General features: G+C 35.5%; 20 protein-coding genes. 17 read left to right on the top strand and 3 right to left on the bottom strand.

The features are described from left to right. Nucleotides 1–199, top strand: a 199-nt coding sequence (locus WAK64_RS00005; protein ID WP_336584870.1) for an integrase core domain-containing protein, incomplete at its 5' end; no start/stop codon positions are given. A 489-nt stretch (nt 200–688) separates the two neighbouring features. Here WAK64_RS00005 and rpsD read toward each other — a convergent pair. Beyond that, a complete protein-coding gene (gene rpsD / locus WAK64_RS00010) occupies nt 689–1,291 on the bottom strand; it encodes a 30S ribosomal protein S4 (RefSeq protein WP_336584871.1) in 603 nt (200 codons plus the stop codon). A gap of 371 nt (nt 1,292–1,662) precedes the next feature. Here rpsD and WAK64_RS00015 point away from each other — a divergent pair, with 371 nt between their 5' ends. From WAK64_RS00015 to megL, 3 genes are all read left to right on the top strand, one after another. Next, nucleotides 1,663–2,250: a hypothetical protein gene (locus tag WAK64_RS00015; protein ID WP_336584872.1), complete on the top strand. Its 588-nt coding sequence runs from the start codon at nt 1,663–1,665 to the stop codon at nt 2,248–2,250. A gap of 44 nt (nt 2,251–2,294) precedes the next feature. Further along, nucleotides 2,295–4,157, top strand: coding sequence for a sensor domain-containing diguanylate cyclase (locus WAK64_RS00020; protein ID WP_336584873.1), 1,863 nt, complete (start codon nt 2,295–2,297; stop codon nt 4,155–4,157). 107 nt (nt 4,158–4,264) lie between these two features. Then, nucleotides 4,265–5,467 (top strand): methionine gamma-lyase, encoded by a 1,203-nt coding sequence (gene megL / locus WAK64_RS00025; protein WP_336584874.1) that lies wholly within the window; start codon nt 4,265–4,267, stop codon nt 5,465–5,467. A 212-nt stretch (nt 5,468–5,679) separates the two neighbouring features. Here the strand turns inward: megL and WAK64_RS00030 are convergent, their stop codons facing one another. Further along, nucleotides 5,680–6,159 (bottom strand): GAF domain-containing protein, encoded by a 480-nt coding sequence (locus WAK64_RS00030; RefSeq protein WP_336584875.1) that lies wholly within the window; start codon nt 6,157–6,159, stop codon nt 5,680–5,682. Nucleotides 6,160–6,378: 219 nt separating this feature from the next. On the opposite strand from WAK64_RS00030, the gene refZ reads away from it, so the two are divergent. The 7 genes from refZ to WAK64_RS00065 all read left to right on the top strand — a co-directional run bounded on the left by refZ (nt 6,379) and on the right by WAK64_RS00065 (nt 14,069). Next, nucleotides 6,379–7,035: a forespore capture DNA-binding protein RefZ gene (gene refZ / locus WAK64_RS00035; RefSeq protein ID WP_336584876.1), complete on the top strand. Its 657-nt coding sequence runs from the start codon at nt 6,379–6,381 to the stop codon at nt 7,033–7,035. Between the two features lie 315 nt (nt 7,036–7,350). Then, nucleotides 7,351–9,048: a septation ring formation regulator EzrA gene (gene ezrA, locus WAK64_RS00040; protein WP_336584877.1), complete on the top strand. Its 1,698-nt coding sequence runs from the start codon at nt 7,351–7,353 to the stop codon at nt 9,046–9,048. Then, nucleotides 9,045–9,335, top strand: a complete 291-nt coding sequence (locus tag WAK64_RS00045; protein ID WP_336584878.1) for a hypothetical protein — start codon at nt 9,045–9,047, stop codon at nt 9,333–9,335. Before ezrA ends, WAK64_RS00045 begins: the two co-directional genes overlap by 4 nt. Before the next feature lie 195 nt (nt 9,336–9,530). Next, on the top strand, nt 9,531–10,682 hold the full coding sequence (locus tag WAK64_RS00050; protein WP_336585273.1) for a cysteine desulfurase family protein: 1,152 nt from the start codon (nt 9,531–9,533) through the stop codon (nt 10,680–10,682). Continuing rightward, on the top strand, nt 10,683–11,894 hold the full coding sequence (thiI, locus tag WAK64_RS00055) for a tRNA uracil 4-sulfurtransferase ThiI (RefSeq protein ID WP_336584879.1): 1,212 nt from the start codon (nt 10,683–10,685) through the stop codon (nt 11,892–11,894). 108 nt (nt 11,895–12,002) lie between these two features. Continuing rightward, on the top strand, nt 12,003–12,212 hold the full coding sequence (locus tag WAK64_RS00060; protein WP_336584880.1) for an alpha/beta-type small acid-soluble spore protein: 210 nt from the start codon (nt 12,003–12,005) through the stop codon (nt 12,210–12,212). Between the two features lie 258 nt (nt 12,213–12,470). Continuing rightward, nucleotides 12,471–14,069: an amidohydrolase gene (locus tag WAK64_RS00065; RefSeq protein ID WP_336584881.1), complete on the top strand. Its 1,599-nt coding sequence runs from the start codon at nt 12,471–12,473 to the stop codon at nt 14,067–14,069. A 338-nt stretch (nt 14,070–14,407) separates the two neighbouring features. Here WAK64_RS00065 and WAK64_RS00070 read toward each other — a convergent pair whose 3' ends face one another. Further along, on the bottom strand, nt 14,408–15,208 hold the full coding sequence (locus WAK64_RS00070) for an NAD kinase (protein ID WP_336584882.1): 801 nt from the start codon (nt 15,206–15,208) through the stop codon (nt 14,408–14,410). A gap of 189 nt (nt 15,209–15,397) precedes the next feature. On the opposite strand from WAK64_RS00070, the gene sppA reads away from it, so the two are divergent. The 6 genes from sppA to WAK64_RS00100 all read left to right on the top strand — a co-directional run bounded on the left by sppA (nt 15,398) and on the right by WAK64_RS00100 (nt 20,522). Further along, a complete protein-coding gene (sppA, locus tag WAK64_RS00075) occupies nt 15,398–16,414 on the top strand; it encodes a signal peptide peptidase SppA (RefSeq protein ID WP_336584883.1) in 1,017 nt (338 codons plus the stop codon). Between the two features lie 13 nt (nt 16,415–16,427). Then, complete coding sequence (locus WAK64_RS00080; protein ID WP_336584884.1) at nt 16,428–16,949, top strand: RDD family protein; 522 nt, start codon at nt 16,428–16,430, stop codon at nt 16,947–16,949. Nucleotides 16,950–17,568: 619 nt separating this feature from the next. Then, complete coding sequence (locus WAK64_RS00085; protein WP_336584885.1) at nt 17,569–18,267, top strand: DUF2953 domain-containing protein; 699 nt, start codon at nt 17,569–17,571, stop codon at nt 18,265–18,267. A 16-nt stretch (nt 18,268–18,283) separates the two neighbouring features. After that, nucleotides 18,284–18,724: a GerW family sporulation protein gene (ytfJ, locus tag WAK64_RS00090; RefSeq protein WP_336584886.1), complete on the top strand. Its 441-nt coding sequence runs from the start codon at nt 18,284–18,286 to the stop codon at nt 18,722–18,724. Between the two features lie 183 nt (nt 18,725–18,907). Next, a complete protein-coding gene (tpx, locus tag WAK64_RS00095; protein ID WP_336584887.1) occupies nt 18,908–19,408 on the top strand; it encodes a thiol peroxidase in 501 nt (166 codons plus the stop codon). A gap of 127 nt (nt 19,409–19,535) precedes the next feature. After that, nucleotides 19,536–20,522 carry a class I SAM-dependent methyltransferase gene (locus WAK64_RS00100; RefSeq protein WP_336584888.1) on the top strand — a complete coding sequence of 329 codons (987 nt, stop codon included), beginning with the start codon at nt 19,536–19,538 and terminating at the stop codon, nt 20,520–20,522. Nucleotides 20,523–20,664 lie beyond the last annotated feature (142 nt).

Raw genomic sequence — 20,664 nt, forward strand, 5'->3', positions numbered from 1 at the left:
TGATAATGCTTCAATGGAGAATTTTTTTGGAATTATGAAACAAGAAATGTATCATGGTGAGACATTAGTTTCTTATACAGAACTGAAACAAAAAATTAAGGGGTACATTGATTACTATAATAACGACCGAATAAAAGTAAAATTGGCTGGCTTAAGTCCAGTACAATACCGAACTCAAACCAACCTAATAGCAGTATAACTAAAACTCTAACTTTCAGGGGTCACTACCCGATTGGCAGATTTTTTTATTTTCGTCATTTTAAGGGGTTTGAAAAAATTCTACCAGTTAAAGATATACAGATTGTCAAATGCCTTCTAAGCTCTTAAAAGAGTGACTATATGTCTTCATTCAATTGTAAAGTATGGACAGCGGGGGAAAAGGAACTTTTTCAAGCGAAGATTAAGGTGCACACCAATATTTTTAGCTAGCCTTTTAACGTTTTTGAAAGAGGTCTTAAAAAAGAAATAACAACAATAAGCATTTACGTAAGGAATAATTATAGAGTAAGATTATTGATGGGGAATTTACTGTTAAAGGTCATTCTATTCCGTCATGGGAGGTATTTATTATTGAATGGCTTCATAATGGAAAAATATATTATTCTTGCTTATAGATAAAAAAAACCCTAGAAACGATGTTATATACGTTTCTAGGGTCCTTATCATCGCTATTTATTAAGCGATTTAATTAACGAGAGTAGAACTCAACGATAAGTGCTTCGTTAATTTCAGCTGGAAGTTCAGAACGCTCTGGTAAGCGGTTGAATGTTCCTTCTAGCTTGTCAGCGTCGAATGTTAAGAAGTCTGGTACGAAGTTACTTGCTTCGATAGCTTCTTTAACAATGCTAAGGTTACGTGATTTTTCACGTACACCAATTGTTTGACCAGCTTGTAAACGATATGATGGAATATCTACACGGCTTCCATCTACAGTGATGTGACCATGATTTACAAGTTGACGAGCTTGACGACGAGTACGAGCTAAACCAAGACGATAAACAACGTTATCAAGGCGAGATTCAAGTAAAATCATGAAGTTTTCACCATGTTTACCTTGGAATTTAGCAGCGATGTCAAATAAATTACGGAATTGACGCTCAGTTACACCGTACATATGACGAAGCTTTTGTTTCTCTTGTAGTTGAAGACCAAACTCAGAGATTTTTTTACGTTGATTAGGACCGTGTTGTCCTGGAGCGTAAGGACGCTTTTCTAATTCTTTTCCTGAACCGCTTAGTGAAATACCAAGACGACGGGATAATTTCCAACTTGGACCAGTATATCGAGCCATGAATGACTCCTCCTTTAATGTTTTTATTTTGTTGTAAAATAAAAACAGGTATGAACAGCATTTATGTGCATTATATTTTCATGTACCATCGCCCTTGCAGCAAAGGGTTACTCGATACACCTCAAATGAGGAATAAAATACGAACATAAGGTATTCATATAGGCTGCATTATTTTACACAAAGAACATTATATGATTTATGACAATAAGAGTCAAGTGTCATTTGATTTTAATGTTAGGAATTTGCTGTAAATGAAAGCTGTTTTTTAACATTAGCAATGGAATATTATTATTTATACAGAAATTTTTTACTGTGATATAATTTATTGTAAGGATAAATTATGTTTTTTAAGATAATGAAAAAGAGTGATAATGTTGCAAGAATCAAGACGAGAGAGGAATATTCGATATAGTCTAGTTAGCTTTTTTTTAGTGATAACGTTTATAGGATTTACCTGGAACAGTAGGACCGATTCTATTCATTCTTTGGATAAACAATCACTTCAAGTACTGGTATTAAGTGAAGGGAACAAAGATGAAAACCCTACTGTAGTAGTAGCTCGCGAAAATGAAGCGGAAAATTATTTAATTATATACGAAGTAGATACTCAAGACCGTTTTCGTTTTCTTGTAAAAGAGCAAATGATTGTGAATGGAACTGTTTCTGCTTTAAAGAAGCAAAACAGTAAGGAGAATGGCTTTTGGGCACTTATAAATGGTGATTGGACGTTTTATAATTCCTCGATGGCGAAGAAGAGTGTTCACTTCCAAGGTGAAGATGGTTTAAATGGAAGTGATGTACCATTTGAGATGATAAATGACGAGGTTAGCCTCATTAATGAAGAAGTCTCCTTTTCAAATGTGAATATGGAAAAGCTTCAGTCGATTCACCTATTAGATGAAAACCAAGCAGCATGGCTCATTGTGTATGAACAAAAATTTGAAGTAGCCAAGAAGTAAGCCTCTATGGGGTTAGGATTATACGTTAGATGTAGGTGGTAAAAATGGTCATAAGAGGAATTGAAGTTCTACAGAAATATAAATCTGAACTTTTTGACCTTATAAACGAATTTGAATATAAAGAATATAAAAATACCGATTGGTTAACGAAATGGACCTTGATTATCCAAGAAGTATTCAATATGAAAGGTGTTACCTTCTACCTTAGAAAAGAGAAAATATTCAAAGAAATGAGACCTTTACATAGTAACAAAGAAAAAACGGTGACGTTACAAGAGGTAATGGAGTTATTTCCTGATGACTCTTTAATTAATACAGAAAATTTGGATAAATATAGTCAATTCTCCTCTTTTTCGCAAGTGATTCTACTGCGTTCAATGACAAATGAACCTATTGCTCTTTTATGCTTCAAGGAGCGATGGGAAGCAATAGGAGAAATTAATCTTTCGAATTTTGTAGCGGAATTTTGTCACAGTTCAAGCGGGTTAATGAATAAATTGTTGACAATAACGGAAATTATCGAAGAGGAAGAACGCTATCGTGAATTGTTTAAGGTAACAGAGACTTTTCATTCTTCTATGGAAGTAGATACACTACTAGATGAAATTATCACAACGCTTCATAAAGTATTTCCATCGTATTCGTCCAAATTACTTTTATCAAATGATCACCAACATTATGCAGATGTTAGAATTCAAAATTTTAATTTTGACACTGCTACCTCTGCAGCAATGGAAAGTTTTGTGAACGGGGTCATACAGGTAGAGAGTAATCTAAATTCAGGAAATACTGTTTTTTACGCACCTTTAAGAGGGAAGCAAGGGATATATGGTGTGATGCAAGTTAGTTCACAACATGAGAAGTTGTTTCAAAAAAAAGAGATAGAATTCATAAAGTTATTAGCTTACACAGCAGGAAGCGCATTAGAAAACGCGAAGCTATATCAGCAGTCCAAGCAATTAATTTCAGATTTGCAATTAATAAATGAGACATCTCACCGTTTAAATTTAAATCTAAGGCTTTCTGAAACTTTAGCATTTTTAAACACTCAAATTCAGAAGTCTTTTAAAACTTCGGACATAGGGTTTGTCTTTTTAAAGGACAGCAAGGAGCGCTTTAAAATCTTACCGGGAAGCAGTGATTTGTTTAGAACAGGGAATGGGATAGAGTATATTCATTTAGTTGAAGCTCGAATGTCAAAAGGAAATGACCCTCTGTTTATCGGTGATTTAAAAGGAAAATATGGTCAAAGTAATTTGGTATTTCGTTCTATTATGGCTGTTCCGATGGTGCAGCATAGCGAAATGATTGGTTTTTGTCTCGTTTTGCATCAGGAACCTTATTTTTTCTCGTATGATATGTTTAAGCTATTACAATCATTTATTCACCATTCAACATTAGCGTTAACAAACTCGATGTTAAGAGAAAAACTAGAAGAGATGGTCATTACAGACTACCTTACTCAGTTATACTCACGCTATCATTTGGATGAATTTATTGAACGTTCTATAAGAGAAGATACAAGAGGTGTTTTGCTATTAATAGATATAGATGATTTTAAACATGTAAATGATACATATGGTCATCATATTGGTGACAAGGTCCTTATTCAAGTAGCAAAACTGTTGAAAGAAACCGTGACAGGTAAAGGTCTAGGAGCAAGGTGGGGTGGCGAAGAAATGGCTGTTTATTTTCCACAATCTCGAATTAATGATGTGATTCAAATTGCTCAAGATATTGTGGAGGAAGCTTCGCGGAAAACCCAGCCCCCAATCACGGTTTCTTGTGGCTTAGCAGGATGGGATTGTGGTCATCCAGTTTCATCTATGAATTTATTCATGCAAGCGGACGAAGCTTTGTATGAGGCAAAAAGGGAAGGGAAAAACCAAGTAATAATTAGAGGATAATAAAAGGTTTGATAGTGAAATCACTTATGTTTAGTGTATTTTATTTTCACTATTTTTCCTTTTTTTGTGATAGAATGAAAACGGTTACAAAAAATAGGGGGAATACGATGACAAAGGGGAAGCGAAAATTCGAAACAGCAGTCATTCATCACGGTTATTCATCTGAGAATCACAGCGATAGTTTAGCACCACCGCTATATCAAACGTCGACATTTACTTTTGATAGTGCAGAGCAAGGAGCAAGACGCTTTGCTGGTGAAGAGGAAGGCTATATTTACTCAAGACTTTCAAATCCTACGGTAAATATGCTAGAAGAAAGACTAGCTTTGCTAGAAAGAGGAGAGAAAGCTTTAGCTTTCAGCTCAGGTATGGCAGCGGTATCAGCTGTGTTATTGACGTTAACAAAGGCCTCTGACCATATTGTTTGTTCACAAGGAGTCTATGGATGTACATTTGGATTATTACAAATGATGGAAGAGAAATATAATATTACTCATGATTTTTCTAATATGAGTACAAGAGAAGAGATAGAAAGCGTTATTCAACCAAACACAGCCTGTATTTATGTAGAGACACCTATCAATCCTACAATGAAACTCATTGATCTTTCTTTAATTGTAGAGGTAGCAAAGGAAAGAGGAATTCCCGTTATTGTGGATAATACGTTTTGCTCGCCATATTTACAAAACCCTTTGGAAATTGGTTGCGATATAGTTGTTCATAGCGCTACCAAATACATTGGAGGGCATGGGGATGTGATTGCTGGAATACTTGTTGGGAAAACAGATAGGATGATAGATATTCAGTCGACCACTCAAAAAGATATCGGTGGAGTTATCTCTCCGTTTGATGCCTGGTTGCTATTAAGAGGGTTAAAAACGTTGCCGATAAGGATGGATCGTCACTGTGAAAATGCTGAAGTCATCTTTGCATACTTGAAATCACACCCACTCGTAGAGCAAGTTTATTATCCAGGGGACCCTGATTCTGAAGACTATAGTATAATGAAAGCACAAATGAGAAAAGCAGGTGGACTTATTTCTTTTGAAATAAAAGGTGGAAAAGAGACCGCACAACAATTTATGAACTCCCTAAAGTTAATAAAAATAGCGGTTAGCTTAGGGGACGCGGAATCATTGATACAGCATCCAGCTACTATGACACATGCGGTTGTCCCTTCGGAAGAGCGAGAAAAAATGGGTATTTCCGATCGTTTATTAAGATTGTCCGTTGGGTTGGAAGCGACGGATGATATTATAAATGATCTTGATAGAGCATTTAGTACTGTATTAACAATGCAAGAGTGCTGACTGACGAAAACAACATATTACATAGCCAATACTGCTCAATACATCACTATAAAAAGTGATGTATTTTTTTATAGTACAGAGTGAAAATTAATTATTCTCTTAAATTAGAGTTTTGGGGGAAGGTGTAGGAAATAGGATAAAAAAAGATAGTACAACTATACTCATTGCACTATCTATGACAATTCAGTTAGTTAGATTCGAGACGATTCCATCTATAGGAGCTCTTCTAAGGCTTTAACGAACTCTTTCAACATTTTTTCATCAATCTCATCAAAGCGGTCTGTTATAGGTGAGTCGATATCTAATACGCCAAATACTTTACCGTCTTTGTATATTGGTAGAACAATTTCGGAATGAGTTGCTGCATCACATGCAATATGACCGGGGAATTGATGAACATCCGATACACGATAAGTTTTTTGTTCTTTTGCTGCCGATCCACAAACACCTTTTCCTAGCGGAATTCGGATGCAGGCAGGTAGTCCTTGGAACGGTCCTAAAACAAGCTGCTCATCTTCTAAAAGATAAAACCCTACCCAGTTGACCTCTTGTAAAAATTGGTTAAGAAGGGCGGATGCATTACTTAAGTTTGCTACAACATTTTTTTCGCCAGCTAACAAGGCTTGTAGCTGCTTAATCACCAATACATAATTCTCTTCTTTAGTACCTGAATAATTTTCTACGTTAAACATGCTAAAACCTCGCTTTTCAACAATTTTCATACATTATATGCTCATTTTAGTCCGTTGTTAAGGGAATTGTCGAGCAATTGATAAAGGAATAAGACAAGTGGGAAAAGAAGTTATTTTTAATTAAGGATGATTTGTTTCGATAATCAAAATACCTTTCAGATAGTTTTAGCACACGAATCAACAATAATCAACTAAATAGCATGAAATGGGGAAAAAGAAATGAATAAGGTTGTATCGAGTACAAGAGAGAAAATAATGACAGCTGCTATCTATCTTTTTAATACAAAAGGGTATCATGGAACATCTGTCCGTGATATTAGCTCGAGAGCAAATGTAAATGTAGCGAACGTATCTTATTATTTCAAAGGAAAACAAGGTCTATTAGAAGAGTGTTTTACTCGTTTTTTTGAACCATATTTGCTGATTATTGAAAAGGTAATAAAAAAGATTGATGAGGAGCGAGCTGATAGATTATTGCTAGAAGCGATAAAAAATATTTTGACTTTTCAAAGTCAGCATCATCATTTGTCTCGTCTAGTGTTGCGGGAGATAACAGTTGATTCACAAGTAACGAGAGAAATTTGTTCGTCTTACTTAATGAAAGAGCGTTATTACTTAAAATTATTTTTTGAAAAAGGAATTCAACAAGGTGTTTTCTCACCCTTTCCAATTTCATTTGCAGTCGTCCATTTGAAATCGCTATTGTCGATGCCGTTTATTAATAAGCAATATATGGAAGAAGTGTGGAACTTATATCCCCATGATAAACTCTTTACGGATCGATACTTTTTATCTATTCAAATGTGGATTAATAAAGTTCTCCTTAAATCGAATATCGTCCATCAGGAGCCATTGTCGGCAATAGTCAACCAATAACAACATACGAAATAATTTGAAAGTTTGGTATTTTGACCCGTTATGGAGGATACCAAACTTTTTTATTGTGCATTATTTAAGTGATTTTTTCAGAATCAAATTGACTATTTTACTATTATCTAATTTCTTTTATGGTCTTAACAAGTTATAATATAAAGATGTCATTATTTTCGTAGATTTAAAGTGAAAGTAAGAAAGACTTCAAAAAATTAGAATTTATTCGTCAAAAATTGGCATGAACATGGTATCATTAAACAATAATATACAATTTTAGATCGTGTTTAATATAAATGAACAAGCGAGAACAGGAGGCTTATGATGGGACTACTTATTGCCAGCATCTTATTCATTATTATCATCTTTAGTATAAGCACTTTCTTACGTAGAAAGCATTATCAGGAAGTAGACGCTCTAGAAGGTTGGAAGGTAGACATCATGAATCGGCCTGTACTGGAGGAATTGTCGAAGGTTAAACAGCTAAATATGACAGGAGAAACCGAAGAATTATTTGAAAAGTGGCGTCAACAATGGGAGGAAATCTTATCAGTTTCGCTACCAAATGTTGAAGAGTTCTTATTTGACGCGGAGGAGCATGCGGATAAATTTCGTTTAAAGAAAGCCAAACTTTCTACAACTAATGCAAGTATTTTACTACAAAGGATCGAGAAAGAAATAGAAAATATTCTGGAAGAGCTTTCTGAGTTGGTAGGAAGTGAAGAGAAAAACCGTGTTGAAATCGAAGAACTTAACCTCCAATTCCAAGAGTGTCGAAAACAGTTACTTGCCCATCGCCATCAGTTTGGTGAAGCAGCTTCATCTTTAGAAACCGAATTAATGGAAATTAAGCAAGTATTTGATTCTTTTCAAGAACTTACAAATGCAGGAAACTACCTTGAAGCACGAGAACTCTTACATACATTACAGCAACAATATGAGAGCGTGGCATTAAAAATAGAAAAAACCCCAGATTTATTAGCTCAATGTCAAACTATTTTACCTTCACAATTAGATGAGATTCAGAATGGGTACATAGAAATGAAGGAACAGGGGTATACGTTAGATCACCTTGAAATTGAGCAAGAGGTTCAAAAATACATAGATGAATTGAAAAAAATGAGAGCAAAGGTGTCAGACTTTGATGTTATAAAGGTTGAGGAAACGATCACAACGATAAAAGAAAAAATCCAATCCTTATACGACCTTTTAGAACAAGAGGTTAATAGTAAACATTATGTTGTGCAAAATGAGCCTGAAATTAAGCAATTGCTTGATGAGTTACGAATCGAGAATGATGTATTAAAAACGGAAACAGATTTTGTTCAACAAGGTTATCGATTAGAGTCTGAGGATCTAGATACACCAAGAAAATTGGAAAAACAGCTTCATATAATCTTGAACCGTTACAACAAATTCGTGAGCGGTGTGTCTGAGCATGATGTTGCCTTTTCATTTATTAGTGATGAGCTAAAAAAGATAAAGGAAGAACTGAATCAAATACGTGAAAATCAAACGGAATTTGCACAGCACCTTCAAAATTTAAGAAAAGATGAAATGGATGCAAGAAATAGTATTTCTGAATTAAAGATAAAGTTAAGTAAGGCCATTAGAATGATTTCAAAAAGCAATGTACCTGGACTGCCTGAAGAATATGAATTGCTATTAGACCAGGCTAAAGAGCATGTAGAAAATGCTGTTCAGTCTTTAAATGAAAAGCCGCTGAACATGAAAAATATTCAGGCCTTTTTAACTGAAGCATCTGACTCGATTACAGATTTTTATGAGAAAACAGAGGAGTTAGTAGAAAAAGTATTACTTGCTGAAAAGGTAATCCAATACGGTAATCGATACCGAAGTCGGTATAGTACTGTTGAAGAAGGCTTAAATTCAGCTGAAGCTTCCTTTAGAAGCTATCAGTATCAAACTGCGTTAGAACAGGCAGCAGCTACTGTTGAAGAAGTTGAACCTGGTGCTCTAAAGAAAATTGAGTCATGGGGAAGCGAGGGAGTATCATGAGAAAGGGCATCCTATTAATGGGAGCTACTAGTTTCGTTGTATGGATGGCAGTGCTTTTTATAATGCTTTTTCCACCTAGAGAAATTGAAGTGTCTTCCACAGCAGCGTCGGCTAGTCAAAGTGAAAATATATCAAAGGCAGCAATAGAGGGTCAATTAGAGAAAGACAGCGTGAGTGAAAACGCTGAAGAAGCTTTGCAATTTGTGGATATTTCCCCTTTAGTAGAAACAAATGGAAAAATTAGCATAGATCAGTTAATCCAATATGTAAATGAAAGAAAAAACTAGCTTACTTGCTAGTTTTTTCTAATTTCAACCCCTTAATAGAGATCCATTATGTGAAAACCCAACTATCTATATTAAAGTTGACTACTATAGTTCGACTTGGTAAATATGCATGGGTTTCTTTAAGTAGAAAACAAAATCTGCATATGATAGGATTAAATGACCATAAAAATGTTCGATAAAATGGTGGTGAATGAATTGATTTATCTTGATAATAGTGCAACAACAAAACCTTACGAGGAAGTATTAGAGACATTTTTAAAGGTAAGTAGTAGCTATTTTGGAAATCCCTCCTCTTTGCATTCTCTAGGTGGAAACATAGAAAAATTACTTGAGCAAGCAAGAAAGCAATCGGCTTCTTTACTTGGAGTAAAGGGAAATGAAATATTCTATACTTCTGGTGGAACAGAGTCCAATAATTTAGCGTTAAAAGGAGTGGCACTTCACTATCAAAAACGTGGGAAACATATTATTACTTCCTCTATTGAGCATCCCTCAATCAAGGAGACGTGTCAACAATTAGAAGAACACGGTTTTGACATTACATATTTGCCTGTGAATTCTTTTGGTAGAATAAATCCTGATGATGTTGAAGCAGCCTTACGGAATGATACGATATTAGTCTCTATTATGCATGTTAATAATGAAGTTGGCACTGTTCAACCTATTAAACGAATTGGAGAGTTACTTGCAGATAGACCGAGGACACTCTTTCATGTTGATCATGTACAAGGGGTAGGGAAGGTACCGTTGGACTTTTATGAATGTCATATCGATTTATGCTCCTTGTCCGCACATAAGTTTCATGGTCTTAAGGGAACAGGCCTATTATTTGTTAAAGAAGGCCTTAAGCTATCGCCACTTCATTCAGGTGGGGAACAAGAAAGAAGGCTCAGAAGCGGTACAGAGAATACGGGAGGAATAGTAAGTTCAGCTAAGGCTCTTCGATTATATTTACAAGAAGCAAACGAAGGAAGAGAAAGATTACGTCAATTAAATAGTTATGTGAGAAAACAACTAAGTGAGATGGAAGGAATAGAAATTCATTCTCCAGATGAAAACATTGCACCACATATTGTGAATTTTTCGCTCCTTGGTTTAAAGGGAGAGGTTCTGGTTCATGCATTTGAGGAAAATGATATATATATTTCTACTACAAGTGCTTGTTCATCAAAACAAAAAAAACCTAGTTCTACATTATTGGCAATGGGGAAAAGTATAGAAAAGGCAGATAGCGCAGTGCGAGTAAGTTTATCCTTTCACAACACCCAAAAGGAAATGGATACGTTTATTAATGTACTTCGCCATATTCAGATGAAATACGCTAATGTTATAAGGAGAGCTAAATAGATGAATTATGAACGTATACTGATTCGTTACGGTGAAATATCAACAAAAGGTAGAAATAGAAATCAATTTGTAAGTAAGTTGAAGGGAAATATTGTTCGACTGTTTAAAGATATGCCTAACCTTCATGTGCAATCCACACGAGATCGGATGCATATATTATTGAACGGAGAAAACGGTGAAGAAGTAATGAAACGCCTTCGGACAGTTTTTGGTATTCAATCTTTTTCTCCTGTTATTAAAACAACTCAAAGCCTAGAAGAGATTCAATTAGCGGCTCTTGAACTAATGAAGAAAGCCTACCAGGAAGGGTGTACTTTTAAAGTATCCGTCAAAAGAGCAGATAAATCATTCTCATATGATACGAATGAACTAAATCATTTAGTAGGTGGCTTTATTTTACCTAAAATTGAGGGACTCACCGTTAATGTAAAACAACCTGATATTAAACTTCATATTGAGATAAGAAAAGAAGGTGTGTATCTTTCAAATGAAGTGATAGAAGGTGCAGGTGGGATGCCAGTAGGAACAAGTGGAAAGGCGATGCTCATGTTATCTGGTGGTCTTGATAGTCCTGTTGCTGGCTATATGACGATGAAAAGAGGAGTCGAACTTGAAGCAGTTCATTTTCATAGTCCTCCGTTTACGTCTGAGAGGGCCAAAGAAAAAGTGGTGGAATTAGCTCGTCAGTTATCTCCTTTTAGTGGGAGCATCAAGCTTCATATTGTCCCTTTTACGGAAATTCAACAAACCATTCATGCACAAGTACCAGAAAACTATACGATGACGTCTACGCGTAGAATGATGTTGATGATTACCGATGAAATTCGGAAACAACAAAACGGCTTAGCTATTGTAACAGGAGAAAGTCTAGGTCAAGTTGCTAGTCAAACGTTAGATAGTATGTTTGCAATAAATGATGTTACGTCAACACCTATCATTCGTCCACTGGTTACCTTCGACAAAACGGAGATTATTAACATAGCACAGGATATAGGAACGTATGAAACATCCATTTTACCTTACGAGGACTGCTGTACCATTTTTACACCACCTTCTCCTAAGACAAAACCGAAAAAAGAAAAAGTGGAATATTACGAGAGCTTTGTTGATTTTGCTACGCTTATAAGTGAAGCTGTTAAAGAAACAGAGACAGTCACATTAAGTGTGAAAAGAAATGATGTTACTGAAAATGTACTAAATGATTTATTGTAATCCCTTATAAAGAATGGAAAAAGGTAAAGTAGGAACAATTACCAATTTATTATTCGAATGAAGTCATGTGTTTTCGCACATTCTATACTCACAAGGAGGTGAAAACACATGGCATACAACAATAATTCAAATCAATTAGTTACTCCACAAGCTCAACAAGCGATTGACCAAATGAAATATGAAATTGCGTCTGAGTTTGGCGTTCAATTAGGTCCTGATGCAACATCACGCGCTAACGGTTCTGTTGGTGGTGAGATTACAAAGCGCCTAGTTCAAATGGCTGAGCAACAAATTGGTGGAGGATACCAACAACAATAAGGTAAGAAAGAAATTAAATAATATGGCTACAGGAAGCGGGAAATTCCCGCTTCTTTTTGTTTTACATACTTAGTAGTTTTTGCAAGTGTCACCGTAATATTTTAAAAGAGGTGGGAATGAGTGATAAAATTAGCTGCTTTGAAATACTAGAAGATAAACTGTATGCGCAGCTTTAATCCTCACCTGAATTTCGCTACAATAGAGGAAAAGAGAACAGACAGTAGTACTGCCTGTATATTTCATATGTGAGGGATTTAGATGGGAACTTTATGGTACAACGGAAATATTTATACAATGAAAAAAGAAGGAGAAAAGGTAGAAGCCGTTTTTACCAAAAATGGAAAAGTGATAGAAACTGGCTCACTTCATGTATTGAAAGAGAAATATCAAAGTCATCGTTTTAAGCAAGAGGATTTAAAAGGAGCTACGATGATTCCTGGTTTAGTTGATAGCCATATGCATCTCATTGGTTATGGTGAAAAGCTACTTCGTTTAGACCTGTCTAAAATGACTTCTAAACAGCAGGTACTAGATGCTATAAAAGAAAGAGCTGAAATAACTTCAACAAATGAGTGGATAATAGGAGAAGGTTGGAATGAAAATTTATGGAGCCCACCCGAGGTTATTGTAAGGGAGGAGCTTGATGCGATTGCCCCAAATCATGCTGTTTTACTAAAGCGAACATGTCGGCATGCATTAGTCGTAAACTCGAAAGCATTAACTCATGCCAGTATTAATGAGGAAATTCAATCTCCCGTTGGTGGAGTAGTAGGTCGTGATGATCATGACAAACTAAATGGTGTATTTAAAGACAAGGCACAAGACTTAATATTCGATGCACTTCCTCCCGTTTCTAAAAACTACTTAGAAAAAGCTTTAAAAAAGGCTATCGACAGTTGTTGGAGTCTCGGCCTAGTCGGTGTCCACACAGAAGATATGAGCTATTATGGGGGCTTGCAACAAACTTATGATGCATTTAATCAAGTTATTAATAAAGAAGGTCGCCCTTTCAAGGCTCATTTGCTCGTGCATCATGAAGTTATTGATGAATGGAAATCTGCTGGACATTCATTTTTATCTGGAGAAAAATATCTCGAGTGGGGAGCGATGAAAATATTTGCCGATGGTGCCCTTGGAGGGAGAACGGCCCTATTAAGCCATCCCTATAATGATGATCCAACCACCAATGGTGTTGCCATACATTCACAAGAGGAGCTAACCAATTTAGTGAAAAAGGCAAGATCTATAAAATTACCGGTAGCAGTTCATGTCATTGGTGATTTAGCCTTTCAATATACTTTGAATGCAGTTAAGAAACATCCAACGACCGAATTAAGGAGAGATCGTTTTATTCATGGGCAAATCTTGCGTAAGGAATTAATTAATGAGGCGAAGGGTCTTCCTATGATTATTGATATTCAACCTCAATTTGTCACTTCAGACTTTCCGTGGGTGATAGACCGCATTGGGGAAGAAAATATGACCTATAACTATGCTTGGAAAACATTATTATCAGAAGGAATCGTTTGTGCAGGAGGGTCTGACTCTCCGATTGAGGAAGTGAATCCTCTATTAGGGATTTATGCAGCAGTTAGCCGTCAGGTGAAAGTAAACGGGGACTTTGTTACGTTTCAACCAGAAGAGAGACTTTCTCGCTTTGAGGCGATTAGCCTTTATACAAAAGGGAGTGCAATTGCTGCTCACCATGAATTGAATAGAGGAATAATCGAAGAAGGGTATGAGGCAGACTTTACAATATTTGTTGAAGATCCATTCACAGTGAACGTGAACGACCTCCCTCAATTAACGGTTTTCATGACAGTTGTTGATGAGGAAATTGTCTTTAGGAAAAATTAATGTTCTTACTGATCGTATACTTAGGAGGAAAGTACGGTCAGACTTAATTATTTCTTTACTCTTTCATTGAAATTGAAGCTGGTAGTTATCATGTAATAATTGGTTCGGCTTGATATTACTCTTTGAAGAAATGATGGAATAAGGTCCTTGGCAGGTGGGTACAAGACGAAGGTGAAAGGTTCGTGCATGCCCCCACCTGGAAAGGACTTCTTTAAGGTGGAAATATACTAGACAATGGTTCATGTAACGATAATCAAATTTTCGTCAAACTCATCAGTTCAACTCTTTCTGAGCTTATTAGGTATTCTGCTTTTTTGGCACTGTTATCGTTGTTCCATTTATAAAAATGTTCTCTTCACTTTTTCCCAGAATGAATTGTCTTTAAGCTTAACGGTTTTAATTACTTTACCACTTAATCCTATTTGAATGTCTTGTACATGCTGAATACTTAATGCTTCGTTATCCATGCCCATTGTAGGGTAATCGTTTCCATCTTGAACGACTTGAAGGGATAGACTTCGTTGTCCACTTAAAATAAAGGAGGATCCAAGCGTTCGATACCGGTTATTATTTAAGGATGCTAACTCACTTACTTGAATACATGGAAGCATTGGGTCTACAACAGAGCCATTCACAGACTTATTATAGGCGGTGCTTCCTGTGGGAGTCGCAATTAACATTCCATCTCCGCGGAATGTTTCAAAATGTATATCGTCAATAAATACATCAATAACGAACGTTTTAATAATACCTGAACGAAGGCTAAATTCATTTAAACAATAGAAGGATGTTTGGTCATTAACTTTTACTTCAATGGTAGGGTAACGTCGGATTTCGATTTCTTCAGCTAACATTGCTTGAATCATTTTTTGCTGATCATCTAATTGAAAGTCACAGTACATACTTAAGCTCCCTGTTGAAGAGATTCCAGCATACAAACAGTCTTCTCTAAAGCCTGTTTTTCGAACCGCTTGTAAAAAGGTCCCGTCTCCACCAACACTAACGATAATGTTGGCTTTATCAGGAGAATCTAATATATTAAAATTGTACTTTCTAGCTAAATCTTTTAGACCGTTAAGATGTTGTAAGGTTTCCTGATCACTTCTTGTATAAAAGTACATATTTCTTCGATCTGCCATTTTTTACCCCTCCGAATGTAAGTTATCTTTCAAAAAAAGGATTAAATTTGATAGAATATTGTAGTAGTTCTAGAAAATAGGTGAAATAATGTTAATTAATGTCCCTATATAATAATCTTACCATGAAAATGAAACTCATTCGTAAGCGAAACGTATTTATAGGTGACTTATTTAAGGAGGATATTATTGATGAATGGAAAGCGCTGGTTGGCATTAGCCTTAGCTGCAGGATTATTTTTCGTATCTATTGGAGTTAATTTTGTTTCTTCACTACTATTTGGAGACATTTTTTCCGGTTTGGATGTTGAAGAGACGTTCGGAGAAGAGATGCTCGGAGAAGATGTTATTGAAGATGGTAATCCGCTAAGTAAAATAGCGGTGTTAGAAGTTGATGGTGTCATCCAAGATGGGGGAGATGCATCCTCCTTTTTTGAAAGCGTAGGTTATAATCATCAATTTTTTATGGAACAACTTAAGTCGGTGAAAGAGGATTCATCTGTTAAAGGAATTATTTTAAGTGTTAACACGCCAGGTGGCGGGACAGCAGAGAGTGCCCAAATTCATGAGATGTTAGTGAAAATAAAAGAGGAAACAGAGAAACCATTGTATGTTTCCATGGGATCAATGGCTGCATCAGGAGGTTATTATATTTCTGCACCTGCGGATAAAATTTTTGCAAGCCGTGAAACGATGACAGGGTCACTTGGCGTTATTTTACAAAGCATCAATTATTCTGGATTAGCAGAAAAGTATGGAGTCGAATTTGTAACAATCAAGAGTGGACCTTATAAAGATATATTGAGTCCAAGTCGCCCGGTATCCGATGAAGAGAAAAAGATATTGCAAGATATGATAGATAATTCTTATGAGGCCTTTGTTGATGTAATTGCTGAAGGTCGAGGGATGGATGAAAAGAAAGTAAGGGAATTAGCGGACGGTCGCATTTATGATGGACTTCAAGCGAGAGAAGTCGGTTTAATTGATGAATTTGGTTATTTGGACGATGTTATTAACGCTATGCGTAATGACCATAATTTAGAAGGAGCACAAGTTATTCGTTATGAAGACAGCGTTGGGTTCGGGTTAGGCTCACTATTTGAATTGTCAGCTCAGAAATTCATTGGACAGGATTTTGAAGCGACGGCTTTAATGAAAATATTAGGTAACCCTAATTCACCTAGACTATTGTATTTATATTCAGAATAAGGAGGAATGAGTAATGTCAGACAACCAACTATATGAATCTCATCCTCCCGAGGAACGAATTGAGGAGCAGATTGAAATACTTAAGAAACATGAGACATTCGTGTATGCTGGCTTTTGGATGAGATTGTGGGCATACGTGATCGATTTAATCGTAATATGGAGTATTAATGGTTTAGTTATTTATCCAATTTTTAGGCTATTTAATTTATCACTTGATAATACTAGTTTTTTTTCAGCGATTACAATTACAACGACCATTACGTTTTATGCGTATTTTGTGTTGATGACAAAGTTTTTTCAACAAACGCTTGGGAAGATTATCTTTGGCTTAAAAGTAGAAACGATTGAAAGAAATAAGCTAGATTGGGCCACCGTATTATTTCGCGAGGTTTTTGGTCGCTACCTCTCGGTGACCATTTGGTTGCTGTATATTGTGATTGCTTTTACGAAGAGGAAGCAAGGAGTTCACGATCTGTTAGCAGATACAACAGTAGTTCATGAAAGAAATGCGTACTTAATTCAAAAGCAAGCATAATTGTATGAGAAGCAGTGTCAATTTTCAAGCAATGAAGGTAGAATAATACACTAATAAATAGCATTATGGTGGATAAAATGAAAAATAATTGAGATTGTAGATATTTATGAAAGCACCTTTGTAGAAAGGTGCTTTCATTGTTGTTTTTATTGAGTATTTACCACGGGGCTTTTCATTTATAATTAATGATTCCACTTTTTCTCCTTCTAAAGTAAATCTCATTTTACTATAAACTATTTTTTATTGAAGTGAGAGGAAGTTCAATTTGTCGACACTTCTTGAAAAGGCTTTCTCCTTTTCAAACTTCATCGTGTAAAGTAGGGGGAATATATACAAATCAATAGAGGTCAACCCTTCGTTTATGCACCCTCCATGAAATATTTATTTTCGCTCAACATCTTCAAGTGTTTCATCCGGCTATTTTCATAAATCTGAAATAAAACCTTCCTGTTGTCATTCTGAATTAAAACTATGCACATTTGCCTACTGTCCAATTGAAACATACACCTGAATAGAAGAACTTTTGAACCCTTCTATTATTAAGCAATGGATTTTTCATAAAGAAAGGTTTATTTGGATACTTATTCGTTCATAATGCTAGTTGAAGGAGGAGAATCTCATGGTTTGGATAGTCGGGATTGTGACATTCATTTTTTTAGTTATTTTCGCGATCATTATGACAAAATTAACGATTTATATTTCCTTTTATCATGGGAATGATAATGATCATTTTTCCTTAACATTTCAAGCATGGGGTGGATTAATTCGTTATAAAATCAATGTCCCACTCATTAAAATAGACGAGGATTCGGCCTCCATTGTTTTAAAAGAAGAAGTGGAAAATGAGAGTGGTAACGGTGATCAAACAAAAAATGAAGAAACAAATAAAATTACCCTAAAGGATTTTTTAGCAAGTTTCCACGATATGAAAGCCATATTAGAACATGTGATTGGTTTTAATAAAATTGTAAAGTCGTTTTTAGCTAAAGTAAGGGTAAAAAATATAGAATGGCAGACTGTCATAGGGACAGGTGATGCTTCATCAACAGGTGTTGTGGTTGGAGGCATATGGAGTATGAAAAGTATCATTGTAAGCATAATTAGTAAGGCAATGAAACTACAATCCATGCCTATCATGACCGTTCACCCTTCTTTTCAAAGAATGATCATCCAAACGAAGTTTTCATGTATGATTCAATTTAGAATCGGACAAGCTATATTTGGAGGAATGAAGATTATTCGATATTGGAGAGGCGGAAAGGTACGGTTCAAGTCAAAGTCTTTGTCTATGCTTTCTGGGGAAAAGCATTCAGTATGAGTAAGGAGGAAGAACAATGTCTGATCATCCAATTGAAGGGTTAATGACCACAGCAATGGAAAGCTTAAAAGAGATGATCGATGTAAATACTATTATTGGAGACCCTGTTGAAACTCCAGATGGTAGTGTGATTTTGACTGTCTCAAAAGTCGGGTTTGGTTTTGCTGCTGGTGGAAGTGAATTTATAATTGATAGTAAAGGGGATAATAGTGGCCAAAGTAGTACTAAGCAGCCATTTGGTGGTGGAAGTGGAGGAGGAGTATCAATTACTCCAATTGCTTTTTTAATTGTAAACGCTAATGGAGTTCAAATGCTACACCTCGATGAAAACACTCATTTATTAGAAAGAATTTTAGACTTAGCTCCTGGAGTAGTTGAAAAGATTCAGGGAATGATGTCGAAAGACGATGGAAAGAAAAAGCAACATGATGAAAAAAAGCAAGATATTGATTTATAAAGCCAATGGGTTCTCGTATGATAAGAGAACCTTTTTTATGGGTAAAAGTTAAAAGGTGAAATAAATTGTATAGTCTACCTAATGTCGTATTCAACATCTGTACGGTTTTTGTTCAAAATATTTGCAGAATGATATTTCTTTTCAGTAATATAGGAGGTGAACAAAAAACAAGGAGGTTTTTTTATGGCGAATATTACGTTTAAAGGAAATCAAGTTACATTACTTGGAAATGAAGTGAAAGTAGGAGACAAAGCTCCGAATTTTACAGTTTTAGCGAATGATTTATCTCCCGTTACTTTAAGTGATTCAAACGGAAAAACTCGAATTATTTCTGTTATTCCATCTATCGATACAGGGGTTTGTGATGCTCAAACACGTCGATTTAATGAAGAAGCATCAAAACTTGAAAATGTTCAAGTATTAACCATTTCAATGGATTTGCCTTTTGCCCAAAAACGTTGGTGTGCTGCGAATGGACTTGAAAATGTTCAAGTGCTGTCCGACCACAGGGAAGTTTCTTTTGGGGAAGCTTACGGCGTACACATAAAAGAGCTTCGTTTATTAGCTAGAGCAGTGTTTGTCATTGATGAAAAGGATGTCGTTCAATACGTCGAATATGTTAGTGAAGCAACAGACCATCCAAAGTATGATGCAGCCATTCAAGTAGCAAAAAGTACGATCTAATAATTTTCTACATAATGAAAATGTCATCATTCCTAAAACTCCGGCTTGTACGGGGTTTTTCTTTGACTATTTTAAGATGACATGTAAAATAATAGTTTAGAATGAGAATGGAAAAGAGGGGAAGATAATGACATCTTCATCAGTGGAATCATTATTTAATGTTTTAGACGAAACGGCACTTATCTTACAGGAAGAGCTGTCGATAACATATTTAGAAGCAATTGCTGAAACAGCAGAAAACCTATTTCAAGACGGGATTCTTCAAGATGAATTAAGTGACATTTCGAAAAAAAGAATAACAAAGAAATATCAAGAAGTAAATTTAGAAAAATTTCATACAGAGGAAATTAGAAAAGCCTATCAACTTTCAATTCTAAAAGGCATGAAAGAAAATGTTCAACAGAATCATCAAATGACACCAGATTCAATTGGTTTAATGATGAGTTACTTAATCGGAAAATTTTTAAGTGAACATCGTTCTTTTTCCGTTCTTGACCCTGCTGTAGGAACTGGAAATTTACTTTCAACTATTATAAATGGTTTATCACCAAAGGAAATATCGGCAATTGGTATTGATGTCGATGATTTATTAATTAAACTAGCTTTTTCTGGTGCAAACTTGCAAAAGCAGCAAGTACAGTTTTTTAATCAGGATTCACTAGAAGCGCTATTTGTTGACCCTGTAAATGCGGTTGTATGTGACTTACCGGTAGGATATTATCCAAATGATATTCGTGCATCTGAATATGAACTAGGTTTGAAAAGTGGTCATTCTTATGCCCACCATTTATTCATTGAACAAAGTGTTCAGCACACGTTACCAGGAGGCTATTTGTTTTTCTTAATTCCTAACGGACTATTCTCCTCGCAATATTCAGAACAGCTACACACATATTTACAAAAGCATGTACATATACAAGGGGTTTTACAACTCCCTCTTTCAATGTTTAAAAGTGAACAAACGGCAAAGAGTATTCTTATCATGCAAAAGAAAGCAGAGGGTGTGAAGCCCCCTAAACAAATACTTCTAGTCGATCTTCCAAAACTATCTAACCATCAAGCGATGGAAAATATTCTTGTGAAAATTGATCAATGGTTCAAGGAGTATAAATAAGCAGGAAAATAATGAAAAAACTACTCAATAGGGATGAGTAGTTTTTTTGTTGAAAATAGAAAAAAAGGAAAAAAATATCATTCTTAATAATCTGAATACATTTTATTTTTAATTGAAAACGATACCAAACAAAGTAGTAGTT

This window comes from Bacillus spongiae (assembly GCF_037120725.1).
Taxonomy (GTDB): domain Bacteria; phylum Bacillota; class Bacilli; order Bacillales; family Bacillaceae_K; genus Bacillus_CI; species Bacillus_CI spongiae.

Excerpts from the sequence above, each read along its gene's own strand:
- rpsD (WP_336584871.1), bottom strand. The coding sequence starts at position 1,291 with ATGGCTCGATATACTGGTCCAAGTTGGAAATTATCCCGTCGTCTTGGT.
- WAK64_RS00015 (WP_336584872.1), top strand. The coding sequence starts at position 1,663 with ATGTTGCAAGAATCAAGACGAGAGAGGAATATTCGATATAGTCTAGTT.
- WAK64_RS00020 (WP_336584873.1), top strand. The coding sequence starts at position 2,295 with ATGGTCATAAGAGGAATTGAAGTTCTACAGAAATATAAATCTGAACTT.
- megL (WP_336584874.1), top strand. The coding sequence starts at position 4,265 with ATGACAAAGGGGAAGCGAAAATTCGAAACAGCAGTCATTCATCACGGT.
- WAK64_RS00030 (WP_336584875.1), bottom strand. The coding sequence starts at position 6,159 with ATGTTTAACGTAGAAAATTATTCAGGTACTAAAGAAGAGAATTATGTA.
- refZ (WP_336584876.1), top strand. The coding sequence starts at position 6,379 with ATGAATAAGGTTGTATCGAGTACAAGAGAGAAAATAATGACAGCTGCT.
- ezrA (WP_336584877.1), top strand. The coding sequence starts at position 7,351 with ATGATGGGACTACTTATTGCCAGCATCTTATTCATTATTATCATCTTT.
- WAK64_RS00045 (WP_336584878.1), top strand. The coding sequence starts at position 9,045 with ATGAGAAAGGGCATCCTATTAATGGGAGCTACTAGTTTCGTTGTATGG.
- thiI (WP_336584879.1), top strand. The coding sequence starts at position 10,683 with ATGAATTATGAACGTATACTGATTCGTTACGGTGAAATATCAACAAAA.
- WAK64_RS00060 (WP_336584880.1), top strand. The coding sequence starts at position 12,003 with ATGGCATACAACAATAATTCAAATCAATTAGTTACTCCACAAGCTCAA.
- WAK64_RS00065 (WP_336584881.1), top strand. The coding sequence starts at position 12,471 with ATGGGAACTTTATGGTACAACGGAAATATTTATACAATGAAAAAAGAA.
- WAK64_RS00070 (WP_336584882.1), bottom strand. The coding sequence starts at position 15,208 with ATGGCAGATCGAAGAAATATGTACTTTTATACAAGAAGTGATCAGGAA.
- sppA (WP_336584883.1), top strand. The coding sequence starts at position 15,398 with ATGAATGGAAAGCGCTGGTTGGCATTAGCCTTAGCTGCAGGATTATTT.
- WAK64_RS00080 (WP_336584884.1), top strand. The coding sequence starts at position 16,428 with ATGTCAGACAACCAACTATATGAATCTCATCCTCCCGAGGAACGAATT.
- WAK64_RS00085 (WP_336584885.1), top strand. The coding sequence starts at position 17,569 with ATGGTTTGGATAGTCGGGATTGTGACATTCATTTTTTTAGTTATTTTC.
- ytfJ (WP_336584886.1), top strand. The coding sequence starts at position 18,284 with ATGTCTGATCATCCAATTGAAGGGTTAATGACCACAGCAATGGAAAGC.
- tpx (WP_336584887.1), top strand. The coding sequence starts at position 18,908 with ATGGCGAATATTACGTTTAAAGGAAATCAAGTTACATTACTTGGAAAT.
- WAK64_RS00100 (WP_336584888.1), top strand. The coding sequence starts at position 19,536 with ATGACATCTTCATCAGTGGAATCATTATTTAATGTTTTAGACGAAACG.